Here is a 24,157-nt window from a genome sequence, read left to right as displayed (position 1 = left end):
CGGCACGGGCGCCACGTAGGCGCGAGGGGTACTTCTCGGACGGTCATCTAATCCGGCGCGTGAGCCCGGCCTGTGGATAACCGCGGTGTCTAACAGGGTTCGCAGCGCGAATGCCACGAGTGGTATTCATCGGGTGCCGCAACGCCTTAGACACTACCCCTAGTGTCCGACGAGTCAATGGACCACAACATTTTGGTCTTACAACGGTGGTATTCCCAGGTCGCGATCCCGCCTTGTGGACACCGCCCACCCCCGGCGGGAAAGACCGTCCCGGATGCCGATGCGCCGCTCCCCGACCGCCACACTGCCACGCCCGAACGGGCGACGGGAACCCGGTCCGGCGCCCCACAGGCCGTCCCCAAGCACCCCACATCCTGTCCCCATTCGTTCCACAGGCGCACCCGGTCCGGCGCCAGTCCGGCACCACCCGGCGACAATGACGACGACGACGACGAGGGCCCGCCACCGGTGAACCGGTGGCGGGCCCTCGAGGGTGCGTGGGATCCCACGCGGACGGGCTCAGCCCTGGCGGGCCTTGAAACGGGGGTCCTTCTTGTTGATCACGTAGACCTTGCCGCGACGACGGACAACCTGGGCGCCCGGCTTGTTCTTCAGCGACCGAAGGGACTTGCGGACCTTCATCTGGCGCTCCTTAGGCTCTCGGGGCGGCCGTGATGGCCGCCGACACGACTGGGATGACTGCGCGACACGTCCGACCCGGAGGTCGGATGCACGACACACAACTGGTCTATCGTAACGGACTCCCCCGTCAGAACTCCAACCGGCGGACCCGTGCATCGACCCTGTCCCGTCCGCACGTCACGTCGTGTCCTTCCCCCATGTCACGCAGAAGTCACACGGGCTTCCTATGCTGACGCCATGACCCAGTCCTCTCCCGGCATCAGCGCGCTCCGCGCGTCCATCATCGACGAGCTCGGCGTCCGCCCCGACATCGATCCGGCGATGGAGGTGGATCGTCGGGTGACGTTCCTGGCCGACTACCTCCGCAGCACCCCGGCGACGGGATTCGTCCTGGGCATCAGCGGTGGCCAGGACTCCACCCTGACAGGTCGGCTCTGCCAACTCGCCGCGGAGAAGCTGCGCGACGAGGGCCTGCCCACCGCTCGATTCGTCGCCATGCGCCTGCCCCACGGCACCCAGGCGGACGAGGCCGACGCCGTCGTGGCCCTGGACTTCATCCGACCCGACGCCCGCGTCACCGTCGACGTTCAGCCCGCGTCGGCCACCATGTCAGCGATTACTGCCGAGGCGTTGGAGGTGCTGCCCGACCACGGGGGTCCGCTGCGGGACTTCGTCCGGGGGAACGTCAAGGCGCGTCAGCGGATGGTCGCCCAGTACGCCGTGGCCGGTCAGCTGGGCCACCTCGTCGTCGGAACCGATCACGCGGCCGAGGCGGTCACGGGGTTTTTCACGAAGTACGGCGACGGCGGGGTCGATCTCACCCCGTTGACAGGCCTCACCAAGCGCCAGGGCGCCGCGCTCCTGCGATACCTGGGCGCGCCGGAGTCGACCTGGCAGAAGCTTCCCACCGCCGATCTCGAGGACGACCGTCCGGGCATTCACGACGAGGAGGCGCTGGGCGTGACCTACGAGCAGATCGACGACTACCTCGAGGGCCGCGACGGCGTGTCGGCGGAGGCCGTCGACCGGATCGAGCAACTGTTCCTGGCCACCCGCCACAAGCGGGCGGTCCCGGCCACGCCACTGGACACCTGGTGGCGCGAGGGCTGAGCCCCCCGGGGTCGCCCACCACTGATCGGTCACCACCGATCGATCACCACCGATCGGTCACCGCAGCAGCGCCCACACGGTGTCCAGCGCCTCCGCCGTCCCCGGCACGTCGTAGGACTGTGTGGTGAACACCGCCGCGCCCCGGCCCGTGCGCCGGTCGACGTAACCGATGGTGCCCAAACCACCGGCCCAACCGACGGCCCCGTCCGGACGGACCTCGACCTGCATCCCGTACCCGCAGCCGGGTGCGATGAACCCCTCCGCGTCGGCCCGCTGTCGCGGGGTCAGGCGGTCAGTCGTCATCGCCTCCACATACTGCGGCCCCAGGACGACCCCGCCGCCGACGAGGACGTCGAGGAATTCGAGGTAGTCCGAGACGGTCGAGGTCAGACCGCACGCCAGCGACTCGAAGCGCGGCGGGTGGGCGAACCGGTCCACGGTGTCCAGCGCGCGCAGACCCCCGTCGGGGCCGAGCCCGTAGCTGGTGGGGAGACGTTCGCGGTCGGCGGTGAATCCCACGTCCGCGAGACCGAGCGGGCCGGTGATGTGGTCGGCCACCAGGTCGGCCACGGTGGCCCCCGTGGCCCTCGCCAGGAGAACACCCAGCACGTCGCTGCTGGTGTGGTAGTACCAGCCCACCCCGGGCTGATCAGCCAGGGGCAGCGAGCCCAGCAGCCGCAGGTACTCGTCCGGCTCCATCGGAGGGGGATAGGGTCCCGGGGCGATCTGTCGCTCGCCCATGGCGACGGTGAGAGGACTGCCCTCTCCCGCCCATCCGACGCCGGCGGTCATGGTGAGCAGGTGTCGGAGGGTGATCTGTCGGCCGGCCGGTACGGTCCGGTCGATCGGTCCGCCGGGCCGGGTGAGGACCCGCGGGGCGGACAACTCCGGCAGAAGGGTGGCGACCGGGTCGTCGAGCGCGAGGATCCCGAGCTCGACCATCCGCAGCGCGAGCACGCCGCCCACCGGCTTGGTGTTGGACGACAGGGGGAACACCGTGTCCGGGTCGAGCGCGGACCCGTCGGGGGACCGCGACCCGCCCGCTGCGATCAGCGTCCGGCCGTCCTGCCTGACCCCACAGACGAAACCCGTGAGCCGCCCGGCGTCGACCAGGGCGTCGAGCTCTCCGACGACGGTGTCCAACCGATCCATGGGATGACCCTACGCCCACCCGGCCCGGCGGTGACAGGTTCTTCTGTGGCCGCCCGCGATCAGCGACCCAGCCTCGCGAGCGGCCCGTGAACGTCGACGGGATCGAGGCAGGTGTCGGGGATCGTCCCCAGCGAGCACACGCCCACCGGCAGAACCGGGCGGTAGCCCTCCGGGACTCCGCCGCGCGCGATCACGTCCCGGTAGGCGTCGACCCCGGAGGTCGGCCTGCGCTCGAGCAGCGGATCGGAGAGTACGTCGACCCGGTAGAGGCCGAAGCGGGAGTCGTAGGATCCCCACTCGTAGTTGTCGACCAGAGACCAGTGGTTGTACCCGATCACCGGGTACCCGTCGGCGACCGCGCGCTGGATCCAGAAGACGACGTCCCGGAGGTAGTCGCCGCGCTCGATCCCGTCCTCCCGGTGCCCGTTGTGGGTGGGCATCCCGTTCTCGACGATGTACAGCGGCTTACCGGGGAAGTGCCGCGCGTAGTGCACGATCGATTCGTACATCCCTTCCGGCTGCGGACGCACGCCGGCGAAGTCGTCCCACGCCGCGCGGATGGTGGTGAGGTTGTCGAGCGCGATGCCGTAGTAGTAGTCGATCCCGATGAAGTCCAGCTCCTCGCGGATGTGGTTGAGCAGCAGGTCGTCGGTGGCCGGGGCGAACGCGGGGAGGTACGCCTCGTTGGCGGTCACCATCGCCTCCGGGTCGGCGCGGTGCGCGGCGTGGTATCCCAGCTTGTGGGCCGCGACGACGTTGTCGCGGAACTGGTTGAACTGGTGCAGGCCGACCAGGCCGATGCGCAGTTCGTGACTGAAGAACACCAGGGGCTCGTTGAAGGTGACCCACATCGTCCCGTCGCCGGCCCACCGCTCGGTGACGAGCTCGGCGTAGCGACCGAAGGCCTCCACCGCGTCCGGGGAGAGGAAACCGCCCCGGTCGACGAGCCATCCGGGGTACACGTAATGGACCATCGTGATCATGGGCGTCATCCCGTGCGCCCGGATGGTGTCGAGGATGTGGTCGTACCGGCGCAGCGCCCCCTCGTCGTACCGCCCCGGCTCGGGCTCGATGCGCGACCACTCCACGCTGAGACGGAAGGTGGTGACGCCCAAGTCGGCGGCGCGGGCGATGTCCTCGGGGTACCGGTTCCAGAAGTCCACCGCGTCGTTGACCGGGTCGGCTTCTCCGCGGGCGGCAGCGGCGTCGACGTAGCGCTTCCAGTTGGAGTCCCTATTTGAACCCTCGACCTGGAAGCCCGAGGTGGCCACCCCCCAGTGGAACCCCTCGACCATCCGAGATTCGGCGCGCGCCAGCGCGGAACCCGTGATCAGAGCGGTAGCGACCAGTGCGATGACGAGCGCCGGGGCGAGTAGAACTCTGGTGACAGCGCGTTTATCGAGACCCATCTTCCCAACATCACACACGCCGGGCCCGCCGTCAGCGCTTTCGGTCTACCGCCTGCACTCAGGGCCTCGGAACACCGACCGGGGGCCACGCCGGCGACTACCGTGGGGGGATGCGAACCCTGGGGAACGTGCTCTGGTTTCTTCTCGCCGGATGGTGGCTGGCGCTTGCATACGCCCTCGCCGGAATCATCGCCTGCCTCCTGATCATCACCATCCCCTTCGGTATCGCCTCGTTCCGCCTCGCTGCATACGTCCTGTGGCCGTTCGGCCGGCGGACCGAGTTCCGCCGGGACGCCGGTGCGCTCTCGATGCTCGGCAACATCTTGTGGATCCTGGTGCTCGGCTGGGAACTGGCGATCGCCCATCTGGTGGCGGGATTCCTGCTGTGCCTGACCATCGTGGGGATCCCCTTCGGCATCGCTTGCTGGAAGATGGTCCCGCTGGCACTGCTTCCACTCGGCCAGCGGATCGTGCCCATCCGTCACCCGGCCGAGGATCCCTTCGCCGCCGCGCCGGGTGCACCGCGGTAGGAGCGTGGGCTCAGTCCGAGGACCGCGCGGAAATCAGCGCTGAGGTGGGCGTGGTCGGAGTATCCGAGGTCGGCGGCGACCCGGGCGATCGTCACCGTGGGGTCGTCGCGTAGACGCTGCGCGGCCTCCTGGAGTCGGTACCGACGGATCATCTTCAGTGGTGGCACGCCGACGTAGCGGTGCGCGAGTCTCTGCACGGCGCGCGTCGAGGTCCCCAGCGCCGCCGCGACCTGGTCCACCCGCACGATCGACCTGTCCGAAGCGATGAGATCCTCCATCGCGTTGGCCAGCATCCCGTCGGCACCAGGCGCCTCCAGGGCCGTGGCGGCCCAGACCGAGAAGGCGCGCACCGCCCGGTCGCGCGCGAGGGGTTCGCGCTTGTGGTCGCGCTGGTCGACCCCGCGATGGTCGGATGGTCGCGGCTGGTCGACGACGTCGTCCGCCTCCCCCATCGCCGCGACGACCGCGCGATGCAACTCTGCCGCCTCGACCGGTGTCTCGGCGTCGCGGAGCCGCTGCGGCGCGGTCACCAGAGAGGCCAGCCCAGCCGGGCGGAGCAGGGCTCCGACCGCCCACCCGCTGCCGCTGAGATCACGGTGGGAGATGCCGGTCGTCGGTCCGGAGAGGGTCACGCCGGAGGGGTCGACGACGAGGTTGGAGGCGGGAAACGGGAGAATTTCCTGCCGAGAGGTCCTGCCCGGCGGCAGACTCCACCGCGGGATCCAGAACCACCGGATTCGGTCGCGCAGGTCGACCGGGGCCTCCTGGCGGTGGAAGGTGGGCAACCGGTCCGGGTAGAGCACTCCGCGCCGATCTGCGAGCTCCGACATCCTCTCCCCTCCCTCACTCCTCCGCCTCGACTGACGTCGCGAATCTCCAAGCCACGAGGGTTCGGGCACTTCTAGGGTCATCCCATGACCGACACCACCTCGCCCCGGACCGGGGCCACCGGGCAGCACACCACCGACGGCGTCCCCCACGGCTCGACCAGCCTCACTCCGTTTCTCGCGATCGAGGGCGCGAAGGGGGCCGTCGAATTCTATTCCTCGGTCTTCGGCGCCCGGGTGGTCGACGTGACGGAAATGGGAGGGGTCGTCGTGCACGCCGAACTCGACTTCGGCAACGGCCGGTTGCAGTTCGGCGAGCCGAGCCCCGACTACGGGCTCGTGCCCGCGCCCTCCGGAGGGGTGGCCTGCTACTCGCTCGGGCTGTACTGCGCGGACGTCGACGAGGTGGTAGACCGCGCGGTCAGGGCCGGCGCGACGGTCCGCGAGCCGGTGAGCGAGTTCGTCTCCGGCGACCGGTTCGCCTCGATCGTGGACCCTTACGGCGTGCGCTGGTCGATCATGACGCGCGTCGAGGACCTGTCCGAGTCCGAGAGCGCCCGTCGGGTTGCCGAGTGGGCGGCGCAACTGGGATAACCGCACGGTCGCGCTCTCAACCATCATGAAAATGAGTGAGAGCCCGGCCGATGGCCGGGCTCTCACTCGTGCGAACCATCCGTAGCCGGATCGGTCCTCTGGGTGGAGCTAAGGGGACTCGAACCCCTGACCCCCACACTGCCAGTGTGGTGCGCTACCAGCTGCGCCATAGCCCCGTACTTGTTCTCGCACCGTTCACCTCTCGGCGACCGGCCCGACCAAAGTTACACCATCCCGCTTCGGCCCTCCAAATCGCCACCGGCCCCGCCCTGAACGGGCGGGGCCGGTGTCGATCAGCGTGGACCCGGGTCAGGAGATGATGTTGTCCAACCAGGCCGGGTCCCCAAACTCCACGACCTCACCCTCGTAGGCGACCGTCGGCGTGGAGACGCGATCGGTGACCTCACGGATACTGTCCTGCGAGTTGTCGGCGGAGTCCGAGGCCTTGTCCATCCCACCGTTGGTCTCCACGTTGCCGATGCACTCGACGGTGTCCGCGTTCGCACCGGCCGCCTCGGCGGTGGACGCCAGCTCTCGGGCGGAACGGTCGCCCCCGCCCTCAGCGGGTTGCTGCGCGAAGAAGGCATTCTTGACCTCGAAGAAAGTGGGCAGCGAGTCCTTGGCCGCGACGCACTGGACCGCGGCGATCGCCCTCGTGGAGTACTCGCCCGATGCCGACTGGCGGTCGAGGAAGTTGAGCATGTGGTACTCCACGCGCAGGTCACCGGCCTGAACGGCATCGGAGATCGGGACGCCGTACTGCGCCTCGAAGGACCTGCACGCCGGGCACATGAAGTCCTCCCAGATCTGGACGGTCGGAGCGGTCTCCTCCCCCACCGTGATCACGCCCGTGTCCGAGATCTCGATCAGCTCATCCGCCGTCTCGCCGAAGGTGATGGGGTTCGCCTCGCCCCCTCGCTGCGCCATCCACACCACGCCACCGAGGACCAGGACCGCGACGGCGATCAGCGCCGCGACCGTGATCAGCATGCCGTTGTTCTTCTTGGTCTGGAGCACCTTGGTGCTCTTGTTACCTGCGGACTTGGCGTTCACGTGGGCGTGGGCCTTTCTCTACTGGGACATCGTCGGCCCGTTCCGGACGAGCGGCGACTACAGCGAGGGTACCGAAGCCGCCTGAGTCCTCTTTCAGGTGCTTCGAGGTGCCGCACAGGCGCCCGAAGGTGGAGGGCCAGTCGAAACGCACCGAGCCCCCGGTCGGTGGTCGACCGGGGGCTCGGCCCGATGGTGGAGCTGCCGGGAATTGAACCCGGGTCCTCCGCAGCATCGGCAGGGCTTCTCCGTGCGCAGTCCGCGTTGGCCTCTACTCGGATCTCGCCCTCATGCGGACATGTCGGCGATGACGATCCCAGTCACTGTTGGATGTCCCGACCCACCCCGTGACCGGGTGAGCCGGTGATCCCTCTAGATGATGCCGGTGACCGGGGCGAGGGCGACCCCGGGCCGACAGACTACGGGCTCGCTATCAGGCAGCGAGGGCGTAGTCGCGCTGATTGGTATCGGCGCGTAATTGGTTGCCACGACGCTTACGGTGGTCTCTGGCCTGCACCGGCACGCTTCCCCTGCGTCAACTCACGTAGTCGAAACCACATCAGCCCCGTCAGGACCGCCGACTCTCGTCGACGGACCACCAACCGTACCCCGACCGAGGTCGAGTTGCCAGGGTGATGTCCGTCTCCCCCTGACGCAGCGCGACAGGCTCAGGCGTGCATGCCCTTGATCTTCCTGCCGAGCTCGCGGACGGCATCGCGCTCGGCGGTCCTCCTGGCGATGTCGTGTCGCTTGTCGTGGGCCTGCTTACCGCGCGCGACGGCCAGTTCGACCTTCACCCGTCCGTTGACGAAGTACAGGGACAGCGGGACCAGAGTGGCGTTGCCGTCCCGCACCTTGCCGACGAGGGAATCGATCTCGCGGCGGTGCAGCAGAAGCTTGCGGGCCCGCTTGGGCGCGTGGTTGGTCCAGCTCCCGTGAGAGTACTCGGGGATGTGGAGCCCGCGGAGCCACACCTCGCCGTCGTCGATCGTCGCGAACGCGTCGACCAACGAGGCCTGGCCCTCGCGCATGCTCTTGATCTCCGTGCCCAGGAGCGCGATGCCGGCCTCGTGGGTGGACAGGATCGAGTACTCGTGGCGGGCCTTGCGGTTGCTGGCCACCACGCTGCCGTCACGGCCGAGGGTCGACGCGCCCTTCTTCTTGTTCTTCTTGGCCACGCCGGTTCACCTCCTCGTCCGTCCGTCGGGCAGAATCCCCAGTCTAGATCAGCGCCGGACTACTGCCGAACCGTGACCCGCAGGGTGACCCACGCCGTGAGGGCGGAGACGACCGCGCCCGCCACGATCAGCCCCGGCGCGAGCATCAGGATGTCGGCGGTGGTGATCCGTTCCACCAGGTTCGCCCGGTACGCCTCCGCCAGCACCCTGTCGAGGAACACGACCTTCGCCCCCAGCAGGCCGCCGACCGCGAGCAGCGAACCGACCACCGACGCGAGCACGGCCTCCACCACGAACGGGAGCTCGGTGTACCAGCGGCTCGCGCCCACCAATCGCATTATCCCGAGCGCGGTCCGGCGGGTGAAGGCCGCGATCTGCGTCATGTTGGCGATGAGCAACACGGTGGCCAGGAGTTGGACCACCGCGACGGCGAAGGCGGCGTTCCGGATGCCGTCCAGGACCGAGAACACGCGCTCGACCAACTCCCCCTGGCCCTGCACGACCTCGATCCCCGCGATCGCCTCCAGGTCCGCGGCCACCGACTCCGCCCGGGTGGGGTCGTCGAGAGTGAGGGTGAACCGCGAACCGAGGGCGTCCGGTGAGGTCGACTCCACGAGGACGGGGTCGGTGGAGGAGAACAGCTCGACGAACTCCTCGTAGGTCTCCTGCGGGTTCTTGTACTCCACCGAGGCCACGCCGGCAGTGGTCTCCAGTTGGTCCCGGATCTCACCACACGCAGCGGTGCAGTCGGGGTCCTCGATGGAGATGGGCCGGTCCACGTAGACGCGGAACTCGTTGAGGTAGTCGTACTTCGCCTGGCTGGCGGAGGCGGTCATCACCACCAGTACGCCGGCGCCGAGCATCGCCAACGCGACGGCGGTGGTGATGATCATGGCCAGCGTCATCGACAGGTTTCGGCGCAGCCCCTGTCCGACCTCGGACGCGATGAACCGCGCGGCCATCAGCGTCCCACCCCATAGGTGCCAGTGGCGTCGTCCCGGACGACCATCCCGTCGACCAGTTCCACCACGCGGCGTCGCGACCGGTCGACGATGTGGCGGTCGTGCGTGGCCATGAGGACGGTGGTGCCGGTCCGGTTGATCCGGTCGAGCAGCAGCATGATGTCCTCGCTGATCTCGGGGTCGAGGTTGCCGGTCGGCTCGTCGGCGAGCAGCAACCGTGGCCGGTTGACGAACGCCCGGGCGATGGCGACGCGTTGCTGTTCGCCACCGGAGAGCTCGTGTGGCCGACGTCCGGCCTCGCGGGCCAGTCCGACCATCTCCAGCGTCTCGGGGACGACCTTGTCGATCGTGCGGTGGGGGGTACCGATCACCTGGAGCGCGAAGGCCACGTTCTCGGCCACGGTCTTGCCCGGCAGGAGGCGGAAGTCCTGGAAGACACAGCCGAGCGAGCGTCGCAGCGTGGGTACGGACGACGCCTTCATCCTGGTGAGATCGTGTCCGGCGACGACCAGGGTCCCGGAATCGGGCCGGTCCTCGCGGAGCAGCAGACGCAGGAACGTCGACTTTCCCGACCCGGAGGCGCCGATGAGGAATGCGAACTCGCCCTCGGCGATCTCGACGCTCACGTCGGACAGAGCCGGGCGCGCCGAAGACGCGTACGACTTGGTCACATGGGAAGCACTGATCACACGAGTAGCCTAGCGCCTCTCCAGTCACACGGTGGTCGGTAGAGCCCCGGTGTCAGCTGGTGGTCACGGGATTCCCTCCGGCCCCGGCGTCGCCGGGATCCTCTCCCTGCTGCGCCTGTGGCGACTGCTCCTGCGGTGCCTGCTGCGGCGGTGCCTGCTGCCCGGTCGTTCCCGTGGGGGACGTCGGGGCCTGCTGTCCCGTCGGTGGCGTCGTGCCGGTGACCGGTGGGGAGGTCTGCGGGGTGGCGGTGGGAACCGTCGTCTGGTCGACCGTGGTCTCCGGGGTCGGCGACCCCTCGACAGGTGTCGTCCCCTCCGCCGGCGGGGGTGGTTCGGTCTCGACGGTGTCCGTCTGGGGCGGCGGGGTACCGAAGCTGGCAACCGGATCGTCCTTGACCAGCGAGTAGAGCACGGCAACCAGGACGAACGCCACGAGCAGGATCGCGGTGGTCCGCGACATCCTGAAGAACTCCCCGAGGAGGGACACGATCTTCGGTCGCGGCCGACGCGACGGGGCGTCGGGGTCTGTGGTCCCCCCCAGACCCAGCGGATCGCTGGTGATCAGGGGTTCCCGGGTGGTCTCCGCGTCGGGTGTCGTGTCGTCGGGTGTGTGGTCGACGGGTGTCGTGTCATCGTCTCGGCGCTCGGACATCACGCGCCCCCCTCTCCGGTCTGCGGGCGGACCATGCCTGCCCGGATCGCGGCCAGTGCCTCGGGTTCCAGGACGATGCCCTCCGCGCGGAAACGGCGCAGGATGACCGCGCGCATCCGCCGTCCGACCTCCCACTGCATGCCGGGCTTGGTCCGTGCCAGCAACCGGATCACGGTCTGCTCCAGGCGAATCGACTGCACACCCATCACCGTGGGTTCGTCCAGGATGTACTGGCCCACCCGCTCGTCGTCGAGAATCTCGCGGCAGACCTCTGCGAGCACCTCGTTGGCCTTGTCCATGTCGGCGTTGTTGGGCACCGGGACGTCGATGATCGCTCGCGCCCAGTCCTGCGACTGGTTGACCGCGGTGACGATCTGACCGTTGGGCACGATCACCGCTTCGCCGTCGAGGGTCCGCAGGCGCGTGATCCGCAGGGTCACGTCCTCGACGGTTCCCGCGGTCACGCCCGTCGCCGTGGTGAGCTCGACGATGTCCCCGTAGCCGTACTGACGCTCGGCCAGGACGAAGAACCCGGCCAGGAAGTCCTGGACGATCTTCTGGGCGCCGAAGCCCAGCGCCGCACCGAGCACCGTCGCAGGCGCGACCAGCGCGACGAGGTTGACGCCGAAGCGCAAGAGGATCTGGATACCGAACAGGATGTACAGCACGCCCACGGCGACGTACGAGATCACCTGGATCAGCGAGTGGAGGTGCTTGGACTCCTCGGACCAGAAATCCTCGTCGGAGTGTTTGGCGTCGATCCGGCCGGTCCACATCCGCGCGATCTTGGCGATCACCCGCGTCAGCAGGGCGGCGCCCAGAACGAGGAGGACGACCTCGAGGCCGTTGTTGCTGAGCCAGTTCAGGATGGGATTGAAGTCAGTCTGGAACCTCACTCCGCGTCTGCCCCCTCCCGCATCCGCCACCGGATGCCGGCTTCGATGAATCCGTCGAGATCACCGTCCAAGACCGCGGACGGGTTGTTGACCTCGAACTCGGTCCGCAGGTCTTTGACCATCTGATACGGGTGCAGGACGTACGACCGCATCTGGTTACCCCAGGAGGCGTTCCCGCCCGACCCGAGAGCGTCCAGGGCCGCCCGCTCCTCCTGCTGCTTACGTGCGAGCAGCTTGGCCTGCAGCACCTTCATGGCCGCGACCTTGTTCTGCAACTGGGACTTCTCGTTCTGACACGTCACGACGATCCCGGTCGGGACGTGGGTGAGACGGACCGCCGAGTCGGTGGTGTTGACGGACTGGCCACCGGGGCCGGACGAGCGGTAGACGTCGACGCGCACCTCGTTCTCGTCGACCTCGATCGAGTCCGTCTGTTCCACGACCGGCAGCACCTCGACCTCGGCGAAGGACGTCTGCCGCCGCCCCTGGTTGTCGAACGGGCTGATCCGCACGAGGCGGTGCGTGCCCTGCTCGACGGAGAGCGTGCCGTACATGTACGGGTCGTGGACGACGAACGTCGCCGATTTGATCCCGGCCTCCTCCGCGTACGAGGTGTCGTAGACCTCGACCTTGTGTCCGGCCTTCTCCGCCCACCGCACGTACATGCGCATCAACATCTCGGCGAAGTCCGCGGCGTCGACACCTCCCGCGCCGGCGCGGATGTTGACCACGGCCTCACGCTGGTCGTACTCGCCGCTGAGCATCGTCTTGACCTCGATGGCCTCGACGTCCTCCCGCAACTGCGCCCGCTCGGCGTCCGCCTCCTCGACGGCCCCGTCGCCCTCCTCCTCCGCGAGCTCGTACATCAGCGGGAGGTCCTCGATGCGCTGGCGCAGATCACGGCACCGCCGCAGGTCGGCCTGGATGTAGGAGAGCTCGCTGGTGACCTTCTGCGCCCGCTCCTGGTCGTTCCACAGGTCGGGGTCGGCGGCCATCTGCTCCAGCTCGTCGACGCGACGGGCGAGTTCCTCGATGTCGAGGACCTTCTCGACCGTCGTCATGGTGGCGTCGAGGGCGGCGATGTCGGCGGAAACGTCGGGGTGCACGGGATCGGAGTCTACGCGGCCCGGCGTCCTTCTCGCGTTTCCCCACCCGCCACCCGCCCGAGGCCCACCGCACGTCCCATCGTCGCCTGACGGGGGTAGCGTCGCGGGGGACGGACCCGCTACCGCACGAGGTCAGCGGGCCACTGCGGACCAGTGGAGGAACCCGATGCCCCCCGAGACCCGCCACCGGCGGACCGCGTCCGACGAAGCGACCAGGGCGATGACCGACGTGGATCTGGCCGCCAGGCTCGTCGTCGACGCCGGGTCGCTGGCGCGCCGCCTCCGTGACGACGGACTGGACGTCCACCACAAGACCTCGGTCTCCGACGTGGTCACGGAGGCCGACCGGGCCGCCGAGCGTCAGATCACCGCCCTTCTGGCCGCACACCGGCCCGAGGACGGCATCCTCGGCGAGGAGGGGACCCTGGTCCCCGGTCGCCATGAGCGCAGGTGGGTCGTCGACCCCGTCGACGGGACCTATAACTTCGTCAGCGGTTCCGACTACTGGTGCTCCGCGGTCGCCGTCACCGGCCCGGACGACTACCTCCTGGGGGCCGTCCACCGACCCGTCACCGGGGACACGTTCGTCGGCGGCTCGGAGGTGCCCACGCGTCGCAACGGCGTCCCCGTGACCCGCCTCACCCCCGGCGACCTGGCCGCGGGGAGCCTGGCCACGTATCTCCACCCGCCGTTCTTCGCCGACCCCGCCCTCGCCGACCCCTTCCACCGGGTCAGTCGCGGCGCGGCGACCATCCGCATGCTCGGCTCCGGATCGGTCGACCTGGCGGCGGTGGCCTGCGGCGTCCACTCGGTGTGGTGCCAGCACTCGTGCCCGGAGTGGGACTGGCTCCCCGGACGGGCGCTCGTCGAAGGGGCTGGCGGGCTCTGCGCGACCGTCGAGGTGAACGGCTACGACTGGTTCGTGGCGGGCCGTCCCGGGGCGGTAGAGGACGCGGTAACACTCTTGAAGGGCTGACCGCGAGGCCCTGACCTGCACTCGAGACGATTTCAGGGGAAAGTCTGGCGCTCGGAACTTACTCCGAAGTAAGATATCCGTCGACAGCACCGTCCACCGTCCGTCACGAGAACAGCTGGTGATGATGAGCAAGAATTCGACGTCCCCGTCCACGACCGGACGCGCGGAGGCCTCCACTCCGGGCAAGAACCCCACGAAGATCGACGCGATCGGAGCCGCCATGCGCGCGCTCACGACGATCACCGGGTCGGAGTTCGCCGAGCGCTTCAACCTGCGCCACAAGGTCGACCGGGTCACCTACGAGGCCACCAAGACCGGCTTCAAGACCCTCGGCGCCGCCACGAAGTCCTTCAAGAAGGTCTCCGGATCCGGCGCGCCCAAGCGCCTGCCTGACGCCGACTCGGGGTCGAGGCCCGACCTCTTCGACCTCACCCTCGACGACGACCAGCAGATGATCGTCGAGACCGTCCGCGACTTCGCCACCGAGGTCATGCGGCCGGCCGCCCATGACGCGGACCACGCCGCCGAGGCCCCGACCTCGCTGCTGGAGCGCTCCGCCGAGATCGGCGCGACCATGCTCAACGTGCCCGAGGAGTTCGAGGGCATCGCCTCCGAGCGCGGAGTGGTGACCAACTCGCTGGTCGCCGAGGCGCTGGCCTACGGCGACATGGGGCTGGCCCTGCCGATCCTGGCGCCCTCCGGAGTCGCCACCACCCTGACCCAGTTCGGGTCCGACGCCCAGCAGAAGAGCTACCTCCCGGCCTTCGCCTCCGAGACGACGCCGGCGGCCGCGGTGGTGGTGGCCGAGCCCCGCCCGCTCTTCGATCCGTTCGAGCTCAAGACCACCGCCACCCGCGGGCCGGGCGGGTTCACGCTCAACGGCGTCAAGTCGATGGTGCCCACCGCCGGCAGCGCGGAGCTGTTCATCGTCGCGGCCTCCCTCGACGGGTTCCCGACTCTGTTCGTGGTCGAGTCCGACACCGACGGACTCGTGGTGGAAGCGGATCCGTCCATGGGCCTGCGCGCCGCAGGCCTGGGCCGGCTCATCCTCACGGACGTCTCGCTGCCCGCCGACGCGATCCTGGGTGGTCCCGACTCCTCCCCCGAGGACCGGGCCGCCACCTACGCCGACGTGATCCGCCTGTCCCGCCTGGGCTGGGCCTCACTCGCCGTGGGCACCTCGCACGCGGTCCTCGACTACGTGACCCCGTACGTCAAGGAGCGCCAGGCGTTCGGCGAGCCCATCGCCCACCGCCAGGCCGTCGCCTTTGCCGTGGCCGACATTGCTACCGAGCTCGACGGCATGCGGCTGGTCACCTGGCGAGGGGCGTCCCGCGCCGAACAGGGACTCCCCTTCGCCCGCGAGGCCGCACTGGCCCGCAAGATCGCCGCCGACAAGGGCATGCGGATCGGGCTCGACGGAGTCCAGCTGCTCGGTGGCCACGGGTTCACCAAGGAACACCCCGTCGAGCGCTGGTACCGCGACCTTCGCGCCGTGGGCGTGGCCGAGGGCGTGGTGGTCCTGTGAGCACCACCCACCCCGCCACCCGCCCCACCCGGACTAAGGAATCCTGACGATGATCAACCTCGAACTCCCCAAGCGGCTCGAGGCGGGCGCCAATCAGGCCCGCCAGGTCGCCACCCAGATCTTCCGTCCCGTGTCCCGCAAGTACGACCTCGCGGAGCACGAGTACCCCGTCGAGCTCGACACGCTCAAGGCCATGATGGAGGCCATGGAGGACGCCGGACAGGCCGCCTCCGGTGCCACCATGGGGTCGGGCGGCGCACCGCGTCGCGAAGGCGTGTCCAACGGGGGCAACATGAAGTCGCTCCTCAACATCATCGAGACATGCTGGGGCGACGTCGGACTGACCCTGTCGATCCCGCGCCAGGGCCTCGGCAACTCCGCGATCGCCGCGGTCGCAAACGACGAGCAGATGGAGAGGTTCGGACGGGTCTGGGCCTCCATGGCGATCACCGAGCCCGAGTTCGGCTCCGACTCCGCCGCGGTGTCCACCACCGCCAGGTTGGACGGCGACGAGTACGTGATCAACGGCACCAAGATCTACATCACGTCCGGTGCCCGGGCCGACCACATCGTCGTGTGGGCGACCCTCGACAAGAGCAAGGGCCGCGCGGCCATCAAGTCCTTCGTCGTGCCGCGCGAGCACCCCGGTGTGAACGTGGACCGGCTGGAGCACAAGCTCGGCATCCGCGCCTCCGACACCGCGCAGATCACCTTCGACAACTGCCGGGTCCCCAAGGAGAACCTCCTGGGCGATCCAGAGGTGCGGGTGGACAAGGGCTTCGCCGGCGCCATGCAGACGTTCGACAACACCCGCCCGCTCGTCGCGGGGATGGCGGTCGGCGTCGCGCGTGCCGCGCTGGAGGAGATCCGGGCGCTGCTCGAGGAGGCCGGAATGGAGATCGACTACGACCGGCCCGCCACCAGCCAACCCGCCGCGGTGGCCAAGTACCTCGAGCTCGAGGCCGACTGGGAGTCCGCGTACCTGCTCACCCTGCGGGCGGCGTGGATGGCCGACAACAAGATGCCCAACACCAAGGAGGCGTCGATGTGCAAGGCCAAGGCCGGGCGCACCGGCTCCGCCGTTACCCTGGGCGCGGTCGAGCTGGCCGGCAGCTACGGCTACTCCGAGCGCAGCTTCCTGGAGAAGTGGTCGCGCGACTCCAAGATTCTCGACATCTTCGAGGGCACCCAGCAGATCCAGCAGCTGGTGATCGCGCGGCGCATCCTCGACCTGTCGAGCGCCGAGCTGAAGTGAACCCCTGCCGCACGCGCGGCTGAGAACGACAGACGCCCCCGCGGATCGGTGATCCGCGGGGGCGTCGGTCATTCCCGGAGCTCGCTCGTCCCGCACCCAGCCCACCCGAACCGGCAACGAACGGCAGGAGCACAACCCATGTCAGCCGACGACGACGTCCCCCTGTTCCGGGCCCCGATGCGGTCGCGGGACGACGGGGTGCCCGACGGTGCAGGGGTCGAGCGCGGCCTGCGCTTCGGCCTCTGCGGAATGGGAGGGCGCCTTGAGGGACCACCACCGTCGTCGCTCGCCGATGCAGTCGACGCCGCCGCGGCGCAGCACGACGACAGACTGGCCCGCCGGATCGAGCGGTTCTCCGACGTCCCTGAGGGAGTGTTCGTGTGGACCCGGGACATCGACGGCCACTACTGGCTCGGGCGACTCGCGGGGCCGTGGCGCTACGATGCCTCGGACGACGCGCGATCGGTGGATCTGGTGCACGTGCGCGACTGCACGTGGCGATCGGAGCCGACGGACCGATCGAGCGTCCCCGACGCAGTGTTGGCCACCTTCGGGCGCGGTGGCCGCAACTGGCAACGCATCCGGTCGGCGACAGGCGCAGCGGCGACCGCCGACCTGTGGGCGAGGTGAGGCGGCGGCCAGCCCAGCGCGACTACCCCGCCAGAGCCGGGTCCACGAACTGCTCGTCCGCCTCGGCCCACACGTCCTCGCGCCCGATCCCATCGGGGTCGATCCGGTCGACCGTCTCGGGCAGGTACACCATCCTCACCATCTCCTGGCCCCCCGGCTGGTCGCCGGCCGCGGAGTAGGCGGTGATCTCCACGGTCCCCGACCAGTCGGAGTCCTGAACATCGCGGAGAATGCTGATCGAGTTGTCCTGGGCGGCCTGGGCGGCGGCGGCCGGAGTGGCATCCGGCGGCAGTGGGAAGTTGACGGCGACGAGGCCGGTTTCGAACTCGACGACGGCGCCCTGCACCTCCGCGGTGATGGCGTCGGCGAGCGCGGAGTGGGGGTCCTCCGCCGCGGGCTGAGCGGACTCCTCGGCATTCCCGGTGAACAGGAACACCAGAAGACCCACGACGATCACCACGACGATCAGCCCGAGGATCATGAACAGTCCCCTGCTGGCCCGGTCGCGTCGCTCGGGGGGAACGGTGGTGTCGGTACTGGTCATGGGTTCACCTCTCGTCCGGGATGACCCCAGTCGTACCAGGTGAGCCGATGATCCACATCGGTTTCGGGCGCTCCGCCCGGCGGACCGTCAGGCCATCCGGAAACCGCGACCGGGCCAGTTGCGGTCGGTCGCGTCGGTCACGATCGCATCGAACGAGTACGCCAGCGCCGGGAGGAAGAAGGGCGACTGCGCGGCGTGGAAGCAGGACGGCAGGAGTGGACCGACGCTGCCGACGGGCCCCGCGCCCGGAGGCATGTGCCCACCGGAGAGCAGTCCCACGAGGCGGCCGTCGCGGGTCACCGGACCGCCGGAGTCCCCGTATCCCGCGCAGGCCTGGCTCCAGAACTTCGCGCCGTCGCGCTGCCACGTGATGCCGCAGGTGTGGCCCGTGGACATCCCGTCCTTGCACACGACGTCACCGAACTCAGGGGCGGGACCGCGCCCGCTGATCCCGGGCTGGCGGACGGGGACCGCGATAGCCGGGTCGAGCCGGATCACCGAGTAGTCCAGGATCTCGTTGCGCGTCGCGACGGTGCCGATCACCCCGGCTCCCGGGTCGCTCCGGAGGAAGACCGGAGCGTTGATCCGGTCGCTGCAGTGGGCGGCCGTGAACGCCACCGGGGCTCCGGTCGAGTCGTATCCGGCGGCGGTGAGGGTGCATCCGGCCTCTCCGTTGACCAGCACCGGAGCGCCTCCGGCGACCGGGACCGCGGCCTGGGCGGCGGCGGGGGCCGCGAGTGCGGTCGCACCGGCCATCACTGCGGTCACGGCGAGCTTGGCAAGGCCGGTGAACCTCATGAGCGTGTCCTTCCCACCCCGGCAGACTGCCCGGGTAAACGCCCTGACAGCCTAACGGGAGCGGGCCCCGGGTGCACGACGGGAGCGGGCCGACCCTCGCGGCCGGCCGGCCGGCCGGCCGATCGGTCAGGTCTACGTCTGTGGCCCTCAGTGTCCCTCAGTGGCCCTCGACCGTGATCCTGATCGACGGGCACTCGCCCGGATCCCCGCCGATGTGGGCCCAGATGGCCTCGACCACGGGCCGGAGGAACACCTCCCCCACCTGGTCGACGAGCGTGCGGACCACCTGGACCTTGTCCGAGGCCCTGGTGGAGGCCAGACCCCCGCGCCGCAGACCCTCGATCTCCCGGGTGGTGAGGTCGACGATCGCCTCCAGCAACGGCGCCCCGCGACCGTCGGGCTCCAACAGGGCCCGGTTGAGGTAGCTCACGAGCTGCGGGTTCTGCCGGAGCATCTCGCGGACCGCGACGTTCCTTGCCTCCACCACCTCGGCCGGCGTGCCGGTGTGCTCCACCGTCGACAGTGCCCCGACCACGCGCTCCACCACCAGGTCGTCCACGGCGCGGCGCAGGCCGTCCTTGGTGCCGAAGTGGTGCTGGATCAGGCCGATCGTCACCCCCACCTCGGCGGCCACCCGGCGCATCGAGACCCTGTCCTCCCCGTGCTCGGCATACAGGGCCAGCGCGGCATAGCGGATCCGCGCCCGAGCGGTGAGGTCACCGTCGGCGGCACCTCCGCGGTCGGCTGTGGTCCCGGCCATGTGCGCCACCCCGTTCCTCGTCCCTCAACCGGCGTCTGCGTTCGGTCGATGTCGGAGACGATACCGCGACCATACGATTGCATAGCAAAGCATGCACTCGTATTGTGGTGGACGAGCGGGGCCGCCCGGGCCCCACGCGACCGACCCCTGGAGATCCCTCGTGTTCGAGACCGCCCCCTACCGCTCCCCGTGGATGACCGACGACCTGGATGCGCTGCGCGCCCACACGCGCGCGTTCCTGGACAAGGAGACCGCCCCGAACCTCGAGCGGTGGGCCGCCGAGGGCGCCGTGGACCGCGGGTTCTGGAACAAGGCCGGCGACGCGGGCCTGCTGTGCATCTCCATCCCCGAGGAGTACGGCGGGGGCGGCGGCACCTTCGCGCACGAGACCGTGATCGCCGAGGAGCAGACCCGGGCGCTCGACGACGGCTGGGGCAACTCGGTGCACAGCACGATCGTGGCCCACTACCTGCTCCAGTACGGCACCGAGGAGCAGAAGACCCGCCTGCTGCCCAAGCTCGCCACGGGCGAGATGGTGGGGGCGATCGCCATGACCGAGCCCGGAGCGGGATCCGACCTGCAGGCGCTGCGCACCACGGCGGTGCGGGACGGCGACGACCTCGTGGTCAACGGCGCCAAGACGTTCATCTCGAACGGCATGCACTGCGACCTGCTCATCATCGTGGCCCGCACCGGTGGCGAGGGTGCCCAGGGGCTGTCGCTCCTGCTGGCCGAGACCACCGACCTCCCGGGTTTCGACCGCGGACGCAAGCTCGACAAGATCGGCCTGAAGTACCAGGACACGATGGAGCTGTTCTTCGACGACATGCGGATCCCCGCCGCCAACATCCTCGGCGGCGAGGCGGGCGAGGGCCAGGGCTTCATCCAGCTCATGCAGCAGCTGCCCCAGGAGCGCCTCATCATCGCCGTCACCGCCGTGGCCGCCGCCGAGACCGCGGTCCGCCTCGCGATCGACTACGCCAAGGAGCGCGAGGCGTTCGGCAAGCCCATCCTGAAGTTCCAGAACCTCCGCTTCGAGCTGGCCGAGTGCAAGACCGAGGCCCTGGCCGCCCGGACCCTCCTGGATCACTGCATCTCGCTGCACCTGGAGGGCAAGCTGGATCCGGCCACGGCGTCGATGGCCAAGTACTTCTGCACCGACAAGCAGTGCGAGATCATCGACCGCTGCCTGCAGGTCTTCGGCGGCTACGGGTTCATGACCGAGTACCCGATCGCCCGGATGTACGCCTCCGCCCGCGTGCAGAAGATCTACGGCGGGACCAACGAGATCATGAAGGAACTGATCTCCCGGACCCTCTGATCCCGGCGACTCAGAGTTCGGACACGATCGCGCGGACGGCGTCACGGCCCGCCCGGTTGGCCCCCACGGTCGACTGGGACGGGCCGTAGCCGATCAGAAATAGCCGCGGTTCGTCGAGGGCCCGTCCGTCGGCCACGCGGATCCCCCCGGCCGGGGTCCGGAGGCCGAGCGGGGCGAGGTGGGAGACCGCGGGCCGGAACCCGGTGGCCCACAGGATCGCGTCGGCGGGCTCCAACCGGCCGTCCGGCATCCGCACCCCGTCGGGCTCGATCCGGGTGAACATCGGGTGCCGCACGAGCGCACCGCGGGCCTCCGCTCGATCGATCCACGGGGTGCGGTACATGCCGGTCACCCGGATCACACTCTCGGGCGGCAATCCCCTGGCCGTGCGCTCGGCGACCGCGGAGATGGCGGCCGAGAAGTTCTCCGGGGGCGGGCCCGTGGCCCACTCGATCTCCCGCCGGGTCACCCACAGGGTGTCGGCGACGCGCGAGATCTCCTCGAGCAGCTGGGTGGCCGAGATCCCCGAGCCCACGATCACCACGCGCTGACCGGCGAACTCCTCCGCGCGGACGTAGTCATGGACGTGGAGCTGACGCCCGCGGAAGCTCTCCTGCCCGGGGTAGTACGGCCAGAAGGGCCGCGTCCACGTTCCCGTGGCGTTGATGACGTAGCGCGCGTGCCACACCTCGTCGTCGTCGCCCCGCGCGCCGTCCCCGCCATCCCCCTCCCCCGGAACCCCGGAGGTGACGACGACGAGGCGACCACTCCCCGGGCCGCCCCGCTCGGCCGGGGCGCGGCGCACCTGGCGCACGTGCACGGGCCGCCGGACCCCGAGGGAGAATCGCTCCTCGTAGTCGGCGAAGTAGGCGGGCAGATCCTCCCGGCTGGGCATTCCGGGATCCACCTCGGGCACCGGGGCCCCGGGCAGGCCGAAGATCCCGTTGACGGTGGCCATGGTCAGCGACTCCCAGCGGTGCCGCCACGCCCCGCCGGGGCCGTCCTCGCCATCGACCATGACGAACGTCCGGTCGTCGGCGGAGGCCCGGTCGGCGGGGACGACCCCCCGGCGCTTCAGGTGATACCCGGCCGACAGGCCCGCCTGACCGGCACCGATCACCACCACGTCGACCTCGCGCATCACCACATCATCGCGTCCCGTCGTCAGGCCCCGTGGTCACGCCCCGTCGGGAAGCCCGGTGAAGTCCGCCGGCCGGCCCTCGGCGAACGCGGCCAGTGCCTCGGAGTTCGCGGGGCCGCCCATGAGGTCGGCGAAGCACTGGTTCTCGCGTTCGCGCGCCTCGGCGATCTGGCGGGCCAGCGGTTCGACCATGGTCCGTTTGACCGCCCGCAGGCTCGAGATGGGCAACCTCGCCAGTCGCGTGGCGTGCTCGGTGGCCACCCGGAGCAGGTCGTCGGGAGCGCACAGTCGCCACACCAGGCCCATCTCATGCGCCTCGGCGGCGCTGATCCACTCCGAGGACAGCAACACCCACGCCGCGTTCTGCCGCCCGACGAGCCGGGGCAGCAGATAGCTCGAGGCGGCCTCGGGCGCCACCCCGAGGCTGGTGAACGGGCACTTGAGACGGGCGTCCTCGGACTTGAAGACCAGGTCGGCGAACCCGATGACGGTCGTGCCGATCCCGAGGCCGAGGCCGTTGATCGCCAGGACGAGGGGCTTGTCGAACCCGGACAGAGCGTCGATCAACCCGAGAAACCCGTGTTCACCGGGAACGAAGTCGGGATTGGTGATCCGTTCGGCCATCTCGGCCAGGTCCGTCCCGGTGCTGAACGCCCGACCCTGTCCGGTGAGCAGCACGACCGCCACGGTGGGGTCGTCCGAGGCCTCGTGCAACGCGATGGTGAGCGCGTCGTACAGGGCCTCGTCGAACGCGTTGAGCGCCTCCGGTCGTGCGAGTGTCAGCGTGCGGACACGGTCGGCGTCGCGGACGTCGAGCGGCGTCGTGTTCTCTCCCACCACGGCGGTATCAGCCGTCGACCGCGGGCGCGTCGAGGTAGACGGATTTGACCTCGGTGTACTGCGCCAGGCCCTCGGGGCCGAACTCGCGGCCCACTCCTGATGCCTTGAAACCGCCGAACGGGGCCGAGAAGTCCATGGTGTAGGTGTTGACCCCGTAGGTCCCGGTGCGGACCCGGCGGGCCACGCCGAGACCCGCCTCGCGGTCCGCGGTCCACACGGTCCCCGCCAGACCGTACTCGGAGTCGTTGGCGATCCGGACGGCGTCATCGACGTCGTCGTAGGCGATCACGGACAGGACCGGGCCGAAGATCTCCTCCTGGGCGATCCGCATGGAGTTGTCGACCCCGGCGAACACGGTCGGTCGGACGTACCACCCCGAGTCGAGGCCGTCCGGGCGGCCGGTGCCGCCGGTGAGCAGCTGCGCCCCCTCCTGCTGGCCGATCTCGATGTACGAGGACACCCGCTCCTGCTGCCGCTGCGCCACCATCGGACCGATCTGGGTGTCGGGGTCCATCGGGTCGCCGACGACCATCGACCCGATCCCCTCCGCCAGCGCGCCGGCGACCTCGTCGTGCCGCTCGCGGCTCACCAGGATCCTGGTCTGCGCCACGCAGGCCTGGCCCGAGTTCATCACGCCGAGGAACTTGATCCCCTCGACGACGCTCGTGACGTCGGCATCGTCCAGCACGATCGCCGCGGACTTGCCTCCGAGCTCGAGCGAACAGCGCTTGAGCTGCTCGCCACAGATCGCGCCGATCTTCCGTCCCGCCGCGGTGGACCCCGTGAAGGCCACTTTGTCGATCGCGGGGTGGCGCACCAGGTGCTCGCCCACCTCGCGGCCTCCCGCGACGATGCTCACCACGCCCTCCGGCACGCCGGCCTCGATGAGCAACTCGCCGAGCAGGTAGGTGTCGAGCGGGGTCTCGGGGGCGGGCTTGACCACGATCGTGCAGCCGGTGAGCAACGCCGGGATCAGCTTGGACAACACGGTGAACTGCGGGACGTTCCACGGCGGGATCGCTGCGACCACGCCCACCGGCTCGTGGCGGACCAGCACCTCGCCGCCGAGCACGCCCGGCCGGGTCTCCTCCCACGGGAACTCGCGGGCGATGCTCACGAACGCCTCGATCTGCATCCAGGGCGCAGGGGCCTGGGCGAGCTTGCTGAACGAGATCGGTGACCCCATCTCGGTGGAGATCAGGGTTGCCATGTCGTCCAGCTTCGCGGCATAGAGAGCCGAGAGACGGGCGACCACGTCGATCCGCTCCTGGGGGCTCATCCGCGGCCACGGACCGGAGTCGAACGCCTCGCGAGCCGCGGCCACGGCGGCGTCGATGTCGGCGACCGAGCCCTCCGGGACGCGGGCGACGACCTCCTCGGTGTGGGGGCTGACCACCTCGATGACGCCGTCGGTCGCGGGTGAGCGCCACTCGGTACCGATCAGGAACGCGTCGCGGTCGAGGGAGGATGTCATGGTGGGTCTCCTGCTGTTGCCGGGTGAGGTCCTGCCGCAACGGACATGCGAACAGACACCTGTCCAACGTAGGCGGTCCCCGCCTCGCCCGGG

25 protein-coding genes, 1 tRNA gene and 1 other RNA gene are annotated in these 24,157 nt (G+C 69.6%); 8 read left to right on the top strand and 19 right to left on the bottom strand.

The window, feature by feature from the left end:
• Positions 1-519: 519 nt before the first annotated feature.
• Positions 520-642: a type B 50S ribosomal protein L36 gene (gene ykgO, locus CEY15_RS14060; RefSeq protein ID WP_003852698.1), complete on the bottom strand. Its 123-nt coding sequence runs from the start codon at positions 640-642 to the stop codon at positions 520-522.
• Positions 643-879: 237 nt separating this feature from the next.
• Between ykgO and nadE the strand changes: the two genes are divergently transcribed.
• Entirely contained in the window at positions 880-1,752 is an 873-nt protein-coding gene (gene nadE, locus CEY15_RS14055; RefSeq protein WP_017836564.1) for an ammonia-dependent NAD(+) synthetase, read from the top strand.
• A gap of 57 nt (positions 1,753-1,809) precedes the next feature.
• On the opposite strand, the gene CEY15_RS14050 is transcribed toward nadE, so the two are convergent.
• Positions 1,810-2,904, bottom strand: a complete 1,095-nt coding sequence (locus CEY15_RS14050; RefSeq protein ID WP_095718965.1) for a serine hydrolase domain-containing protein — start codon at positions 2,902-2,904, stop codon at positions 1,810-1,812.
• Between the two features lie 59 nt (positions 2,905-2,963).
• A complete protein-coding gene (locus CEY15_RS14045; RefSeq protein ID WP_095718964.1) occupies positions 2,964-4,313 on the bottom strand; it encodes a glycoside hydrolase family 1 protein in 1,350 nt (449 codons plus the stop codon).
• Between the two features lie 110 nt (positions 4,314-4,423).
• Between CEY15_RS14045 and CEY15_RS14040 the strand changes: the two genes are divergently transcribed.
• Positions 4,424-4,843, top strand: a complete 420-nt coding sequence (locus tag CEY15_RS14040; RefSeq protein WP_017836567.1) for a YccF domain-containing protein — start codon at positions 4,424-4,426, stop codon at positions 4,841-4,843.
• Here CEY15_RS14040 and CEY15_RS14035 read toward each other — a convergent pair.
• The gene (locus tag CEY15_RS14035) at positions 4,795-5,673 is read right to left on the bottom strand and encodes an AraC family transcriptional regulator (protein ID WP_095718963.1); all 879 of its coding nucleotides are present in this window, start codon (positions 5,671-5,673) and stop codon (positions 4,795-4,797) included. The two genes, CEY15_RS14040 and CEY15_RS14035, sit on opposite strands and share 49 nt — an antisense overlap.
• 84 nt (positions 5,674-5,757) lie before the next feature.
• Here CEY15_RS14035 and CEY15_RS14030 point away from each other — a divergent pair, with 84 nt between their 5' ends.
• The gene (locus tag CEY15_RS14030; protein ID WP_017836569.1) at positions 5,758-6,264 is read left to right on the top strand and encodes a VOC family protein; all 507 of its coding nucleotides are present in this window, start codon (positions 5,758-5,760) and stop codon (positions 6,262-6,264) included.
• A gap of 103 nt (positions 6,265-6,367) precedes the next feature.
• Here CEY15_RS14030 and CEY15_RS14025 read toward each other — a convergent pair.
• The 9 genes from CEY15_RS14025 to prfB all read right to left on the bottom strand — a co-directional run bounded on the left by CEY15_RS14025 (position 6,368) and on the right by prfB (position 12,797).
• Positions 6,368-6,440, bottom strand: a tRNA-Ala gene (locus tag CEY15_RS14025).
• 133 nt (positions 6,441-6,573) lie between these two features.
• Complete coding sequence (locus CEY15_RS14020; protein WP_031264807.1) at positions 6,574-7,317, bottom strand: DsbA family protein; 744 nt, start codon at positions 7,315-7,317, stop codon at positions 6,574-6,576.
• Positions 7,318-7,507: 190 nt separating this feature from the next.
• Positions 7,508-7,881, bottom strand: a transfer-messenger RNA (tmRNA) gene (ssrA, locus tag CEY15_RS14015).
• 101 nt (positions 7,882-7,982) lie between these two features.
• Positions 7,983-8,492 (bottom strand): SsrA-binding protein SmpB, encoded by a 510-nt coding sequence (gene smpB, locus CEY15_RS14010; protein ID WP_095718962.1) that lies wholly within the window; start codon positions 8,490-8,492, stop codon positions 7,983-7,985.
• 59 nt (positions 8,493-8,551) lie between these two features.
• Positions 8,552-9,454: a permease-like cell division protein FtsX gene (gene ftsX, locus CEY15_RS14005; protein WP_017836573.1), complete on the bottom strand. Its 903-nt coding sequence runs from the start codon at positions 9,452-9,454 to the stop codon at positions 8,552-8,554.
• Positions 9,454-10,143 carry a cell division ATP-binding protein FtsE gene (ftsE, locus tag CEY15_RS14000; RefSeq protein ID WP_095718961.1) on the bottom strand — a complete coding sequence of 230 codons (690 nt, stop codon included), beginning with the start codon at positions 10,141-10,143 and terminating at the stop codon, positions 9,454-9,456. The genes ftsX and ftsE overlap by 1 nt, the downstream gene beginning before the upstream one ends.
• A gap of 52 nt (positions 10,144-10,195) precedes the next feature.
• The gene (locus CEY15_RS13995; RefSeq protein WP_095718960.1) at positions 10,196-10,795 is read right to left on the bottom strand and encodes a hypothetical protein; all 600 of its coding nucleotides are present in this window, start codon (positions 10,793-10,795) and stop codon (positions 10,196-10,198) included.
• Positions 10,795-11,691 carry a mechanosensitive ion channel family protein gene (locus CEY15_RS13990; RefSeq protein ID WP_017836576.1) on the bottom strand — a complete coding sequence of 299 codons (897 nt, stop codon included), beginning with the start codon at positions 11,689-11,691 and terminating at the stop codon, positions 10,795-10,797. The genes CEY15_RS13995 and CEY15_RS13990 overlap by 1 nt, the downstream gene beginning before the upstream one ends.
• The gene (gene prfB / locus CEY15_RS13985) at positions 11,688-12,797 is read right to left on the bottom strand and encodes a peptide chain release factor 2 (protein ID WP_095718959.1); all 1,110 of its coding nucleotides are present in this window, start codon (positions 12,795-12,797) and stop codon (positions 11,688-11,690) included. The genes CEY15_RS13990 and prfB overlap by 4 nt, the downstream gene beginning before the upstream one ends.
• A gap of 166 nt (positions 12,798-12,963) precedes the next feature.
• Between prfB and CEY15_RS13980 the strand changes: the two genes are divergently transcribed.
• The 4 genes from CEY15_RS13980 (at position 12,964) to CEY15_RS13965 (ending at position 17,186) form a co-directional block, all read left to right on the top strand.
• Positions 12,964-13,773 carry an inositol monophosphatase family protein gene (locus CEY15_RS13980; protein WP_017836578.1) on the top strand — a complete coding sequence of 270 codons (810 nt, stop codon included), beginning with the start codon at positions 12,964-12,966 and terminating at the stop codon, positions 13,771-13,773.
• Positions 13,774-13,894: 121 nt separating this feature from the next.
• Positions 13,895-15,301, top strand: a complete 1,407-nt coding sequence (locus CEY15_RS13975) for an acyl-CoA dehydrogenase family protein (protein ID WP_095718958.1) — start codon at positions 13,895-13,897, stop codon at positions 15,299-15,301.
• A gap of 49 nt (positions 15,302-15,350) precedes the next feature.
• On the top strand, positions 15,351-16,556 hold the full coding sequence (locus tag CEY15_RS13970; protein WP_017836580.1) for an acyl-CoA dehydrogenase family protein: 1,206 nt from the start codon (positions 15,351-15,353) through the stop codon (positions 16,554-16,556).
• A gap of 138 nt (positions 16,557-16,694) precedes the next feature.
• Entirely contained in the window at positions 16,695-17,186 is a 492-nt protein-coding gene (locus CEY15_RS13965; protein ID WP_095718957.1) for a GAF domain-containing protein, read from the top strand.
• A gap of 22 nt (positions 17,187-17,208) precedes the next feature.
• Here the strand turns inward: CEY15_RS13965 and CEY15_RS13960 are convergent, their stop codons facing one another.
• The 3 genes from CEY15_RS13960 to CEY15_RS13950 all read right to left on the bottom strand — a co-directional run bounded on the left by CEY15_RS13960 (position 17,209) and on the right by CEY15_RS13950 (position 19,288).
• Positions 17,209-17,730 (bottom strand): hypothetical protein, encoded by a 522-nt coding sequence (locus CEY15_RS13960; protein ID WP_095718956.1) that lies wholly within the window; start codon positions 17,728-17,730, stop codon positions 17,209-17,211.
• An 87-nt stretch (positions 17,731-17,817) separates the two neighbouring features.
• Positions 17,818-18,528 (bottom strand): peptidase S1, encoded by a 711-nt coding sequence (locus tag CEY15_RS13955; RefSeq protein WP_095718955.1) that lies wholly within the window; start codon positions 18,526-18,528, stop codon positions 17,818-17,820.
• A 157-nt stretch (positions 18,529-18,685) separates the two neighbouring features.
• A complete protein-coding gene (locus CEY15_RS13950) occupies positions 18,686-19,288 on the bottom strand; it encodes a TetR/AcrR family transcriptional regulator (RefSeq protein ID WP_245847625.1) in 603 nt (200 codons plus the stop codon).
• 160 nt (positions 19,289-19,448) lie between these two features.
• Between CEY15_RS13950 and CEY15_RS13945 the strand changes: the two genes are divergently transcribed.
• Positions 19,449-20,609 carry an acyl-CoA dehydrogenase family protein gene (locus CEY15_RS13945; RefSeq protein WP_095718953.1) on the top strand — a complete coding sequence of 387 codons (1,161 nt, stop codon included), beginning with the start codon at positions 19,449-19,451 and terminating at the stop codon, positions 20,607-20,609.
• 10 nt (positions 20,610-20,619) lie between these two features.
• On the opposite strand, the gene CEY15_RS13940 is transcribed toward CEY15_RS13945, so the two are convergent.
• Genes CEY15_RS13940 through CEY15_RS13930 form a run of 3 tightly spaced genes read right to left on the bottom strand, consistent with a single transcriptional unit; the run spans position 20,620 to position 24,064 of the window.
• Positions 20,620-21,750, bottom strand: coding sequence for an FAD-dependent oxidoreductase (locus tag CEY15_RS13940; RefSeq protein ID WP_095718952.1), 1,131 nt, complete (start codon positions 21,748-21,750; stop codon positions 20,620-20,622).
• A gap of 36 nt (positions 21,751-21,786) precedes the next feature.
• The gene (locus CEY15_RS13935) at positions 21,787-22,587 is read right to left on the bottom strand and encodes an enoyl-CoA hydratase/isomerase family protein (RefSeq protein WP_095718982.1); all 801 of its coding nucleotides are present in this window, start codon (positions 22,585-22,587) and stop codon (positions 21,787-21,789) included.
• Positions 22,588-22,597: 10 nt separating this feature from the next.
• Entirely contained in the window at positions 22,598-24,064 is a 1,467-nt protein-coding gene (locus tag CEY15_RS13930; protein WP_017836588.1) for an aldehyde dehydrogenase, read from the bottom strand.
• Positions 24,065-24,157: the final 93 nt, after the last annotated feature.

It is taken from the genome of Dietzia natronolimnaea (assembly GCF_002289575.1).
Lineage (GTDB): Bacteria > Actinomycetota > Actinomycetes > Mycobacteriales > Mycobacteriaceae > Dietzia > Dietzia natronolimnaea_A.
Note: the sequence above shows the minus strand (reverse complement) of the source record. Positions and strands in the feature narration are given on the sequence as shown.

Excerpts from the sequence above, each read along its gene's own strand:
- ykgO (WP_003852698.1), bottom strand. The coding sequence starts at position 642 with ATGAAGGTCCGCAAGTCCCTTCGGTCGCTGAAGAACAAGCCGGGCGCC.
- nadE (WP_017836564.1), top strand. The coding sequence starts at position 880 with ATGACCCAGTCCTCTCCCGGCATCAGCGCGCTCCGCGCGTCCATCATC.
- CEY15_RS14050 (WP_095718965.1), bottom strand. The coding sequence starts at position 2,904 with ATGGATCGGTTGGACACCGTCGTCGGAGAGCTCGACGCCCTGGTCGAC.
- CEY15_RS14045 (WP_095718964.1), bottom strand. The coding sequence starts at position 4,313 with ATGGGTCTCGATAAACGCGCTGTCACCAGAGTTCTACTCGCCCCGGCG.
- CEY15_RS14040 (WP_017836567.1), top strand. The coding sequence starts at position 4,424 with ATGCGAACCCTGGGGAACGTGCTCTGGTTTCTTCTCGCCGGATGGTGG.
- CEY15_RS14035 (WP_095718963.1), bottom strand. The coding sequence starts at position 5,673 with ATGTCGGAGCTCGCAGATCGGCGCGGAGTGCTCTACCCGGACCGGTTG.
- CEY15_RS14030 (WP_017836569.1), top strand. The coding sequence starts at position 5,758 with ATGACCGACACCACCTCGCCCCGGACCGGGGCCACCGGGCAGCACACC.
- ftsX (WP_017836573.1), bottom strand. The coding sequence starts at position 9,454 with ATGGCCGCGCGGTTCATCGCGTCCGAGGTCGGACAGGGGCTGCGCCGA.
- CEY15_RS13995 (WP_095718960.1), bottom strand. The coding sequence starts at position 10,795 with ATGTCCGAGCGCCGAGACGATGACACGACACCCGTCGACCACACACCC.
- CEY15_RS13980 (WP_017836578.1), top strand. The coding sequence starts at position 12,964 with ATGCCCCCCGAGACCCGCCACCGGCGGACCGCGTCCGACGAAGCGACC.
- CEY15_RS13975 (WP_095718958.1), top strand. The coding sequence starts at position 13,895 with ATGATGAGCAAGAATTCGACGTCCCCGTCCACGACCGGACGCGCGGAG.
- CEY15_RS13970 (WP_017836580.1), top strand. The coding sequence starts at position 15,351 with ATGATCAACCTCGAACTCCCCAAGCGGCTCGAGGCGGGCGCCAATCAG.
- CEY15_RS13965 (WP_095718957.1), top strand. The coding sequence starts at position 16,695 with ATGTCAGCCGACGACGACGTCCCCCTGTTCCGGGCCCCGATGCGGTCG.
- CEY15_RS13960 (WP_095718956.1), bottom strand. The coding sequence starts at position 17,730 with ATGACCAGTACCGACACCACCGTTCCCCCCGAGCGACGCGACCGGGCC.
- CEY15_RS13955 (WP_095718955.1), bottom strand. The coding sequence starts at position 18,528 with ATGAGGTTCACCGGCCTTGCCAAGCTCGCCGTGACCGCAGTGATGGCC.
- CEY15_RS13950 (WP_245847625.1), bottom strand. The coding sequence starts at position 19,288 with ATGGCCGGGACCACAGCCGACCGCGGAGGTGCCGCCGACGGTGACCTC.
- CEY15_RS13940 (WP_095718952.1), bottom strand. The coding sequence starts at position 21,750 with ATGCGCGAGGTCGACGTGGTGGTGATCGGTGCCGGTCAGGCGGGCCTG.
- CEY15_RS13930 (WP_017836588.1), bottom strand. The coding sequence starts at position 24,064 with ATGACATCCTCCCTCGACCGCGACGCGTTCCTGATCGGTACCGAGTGG.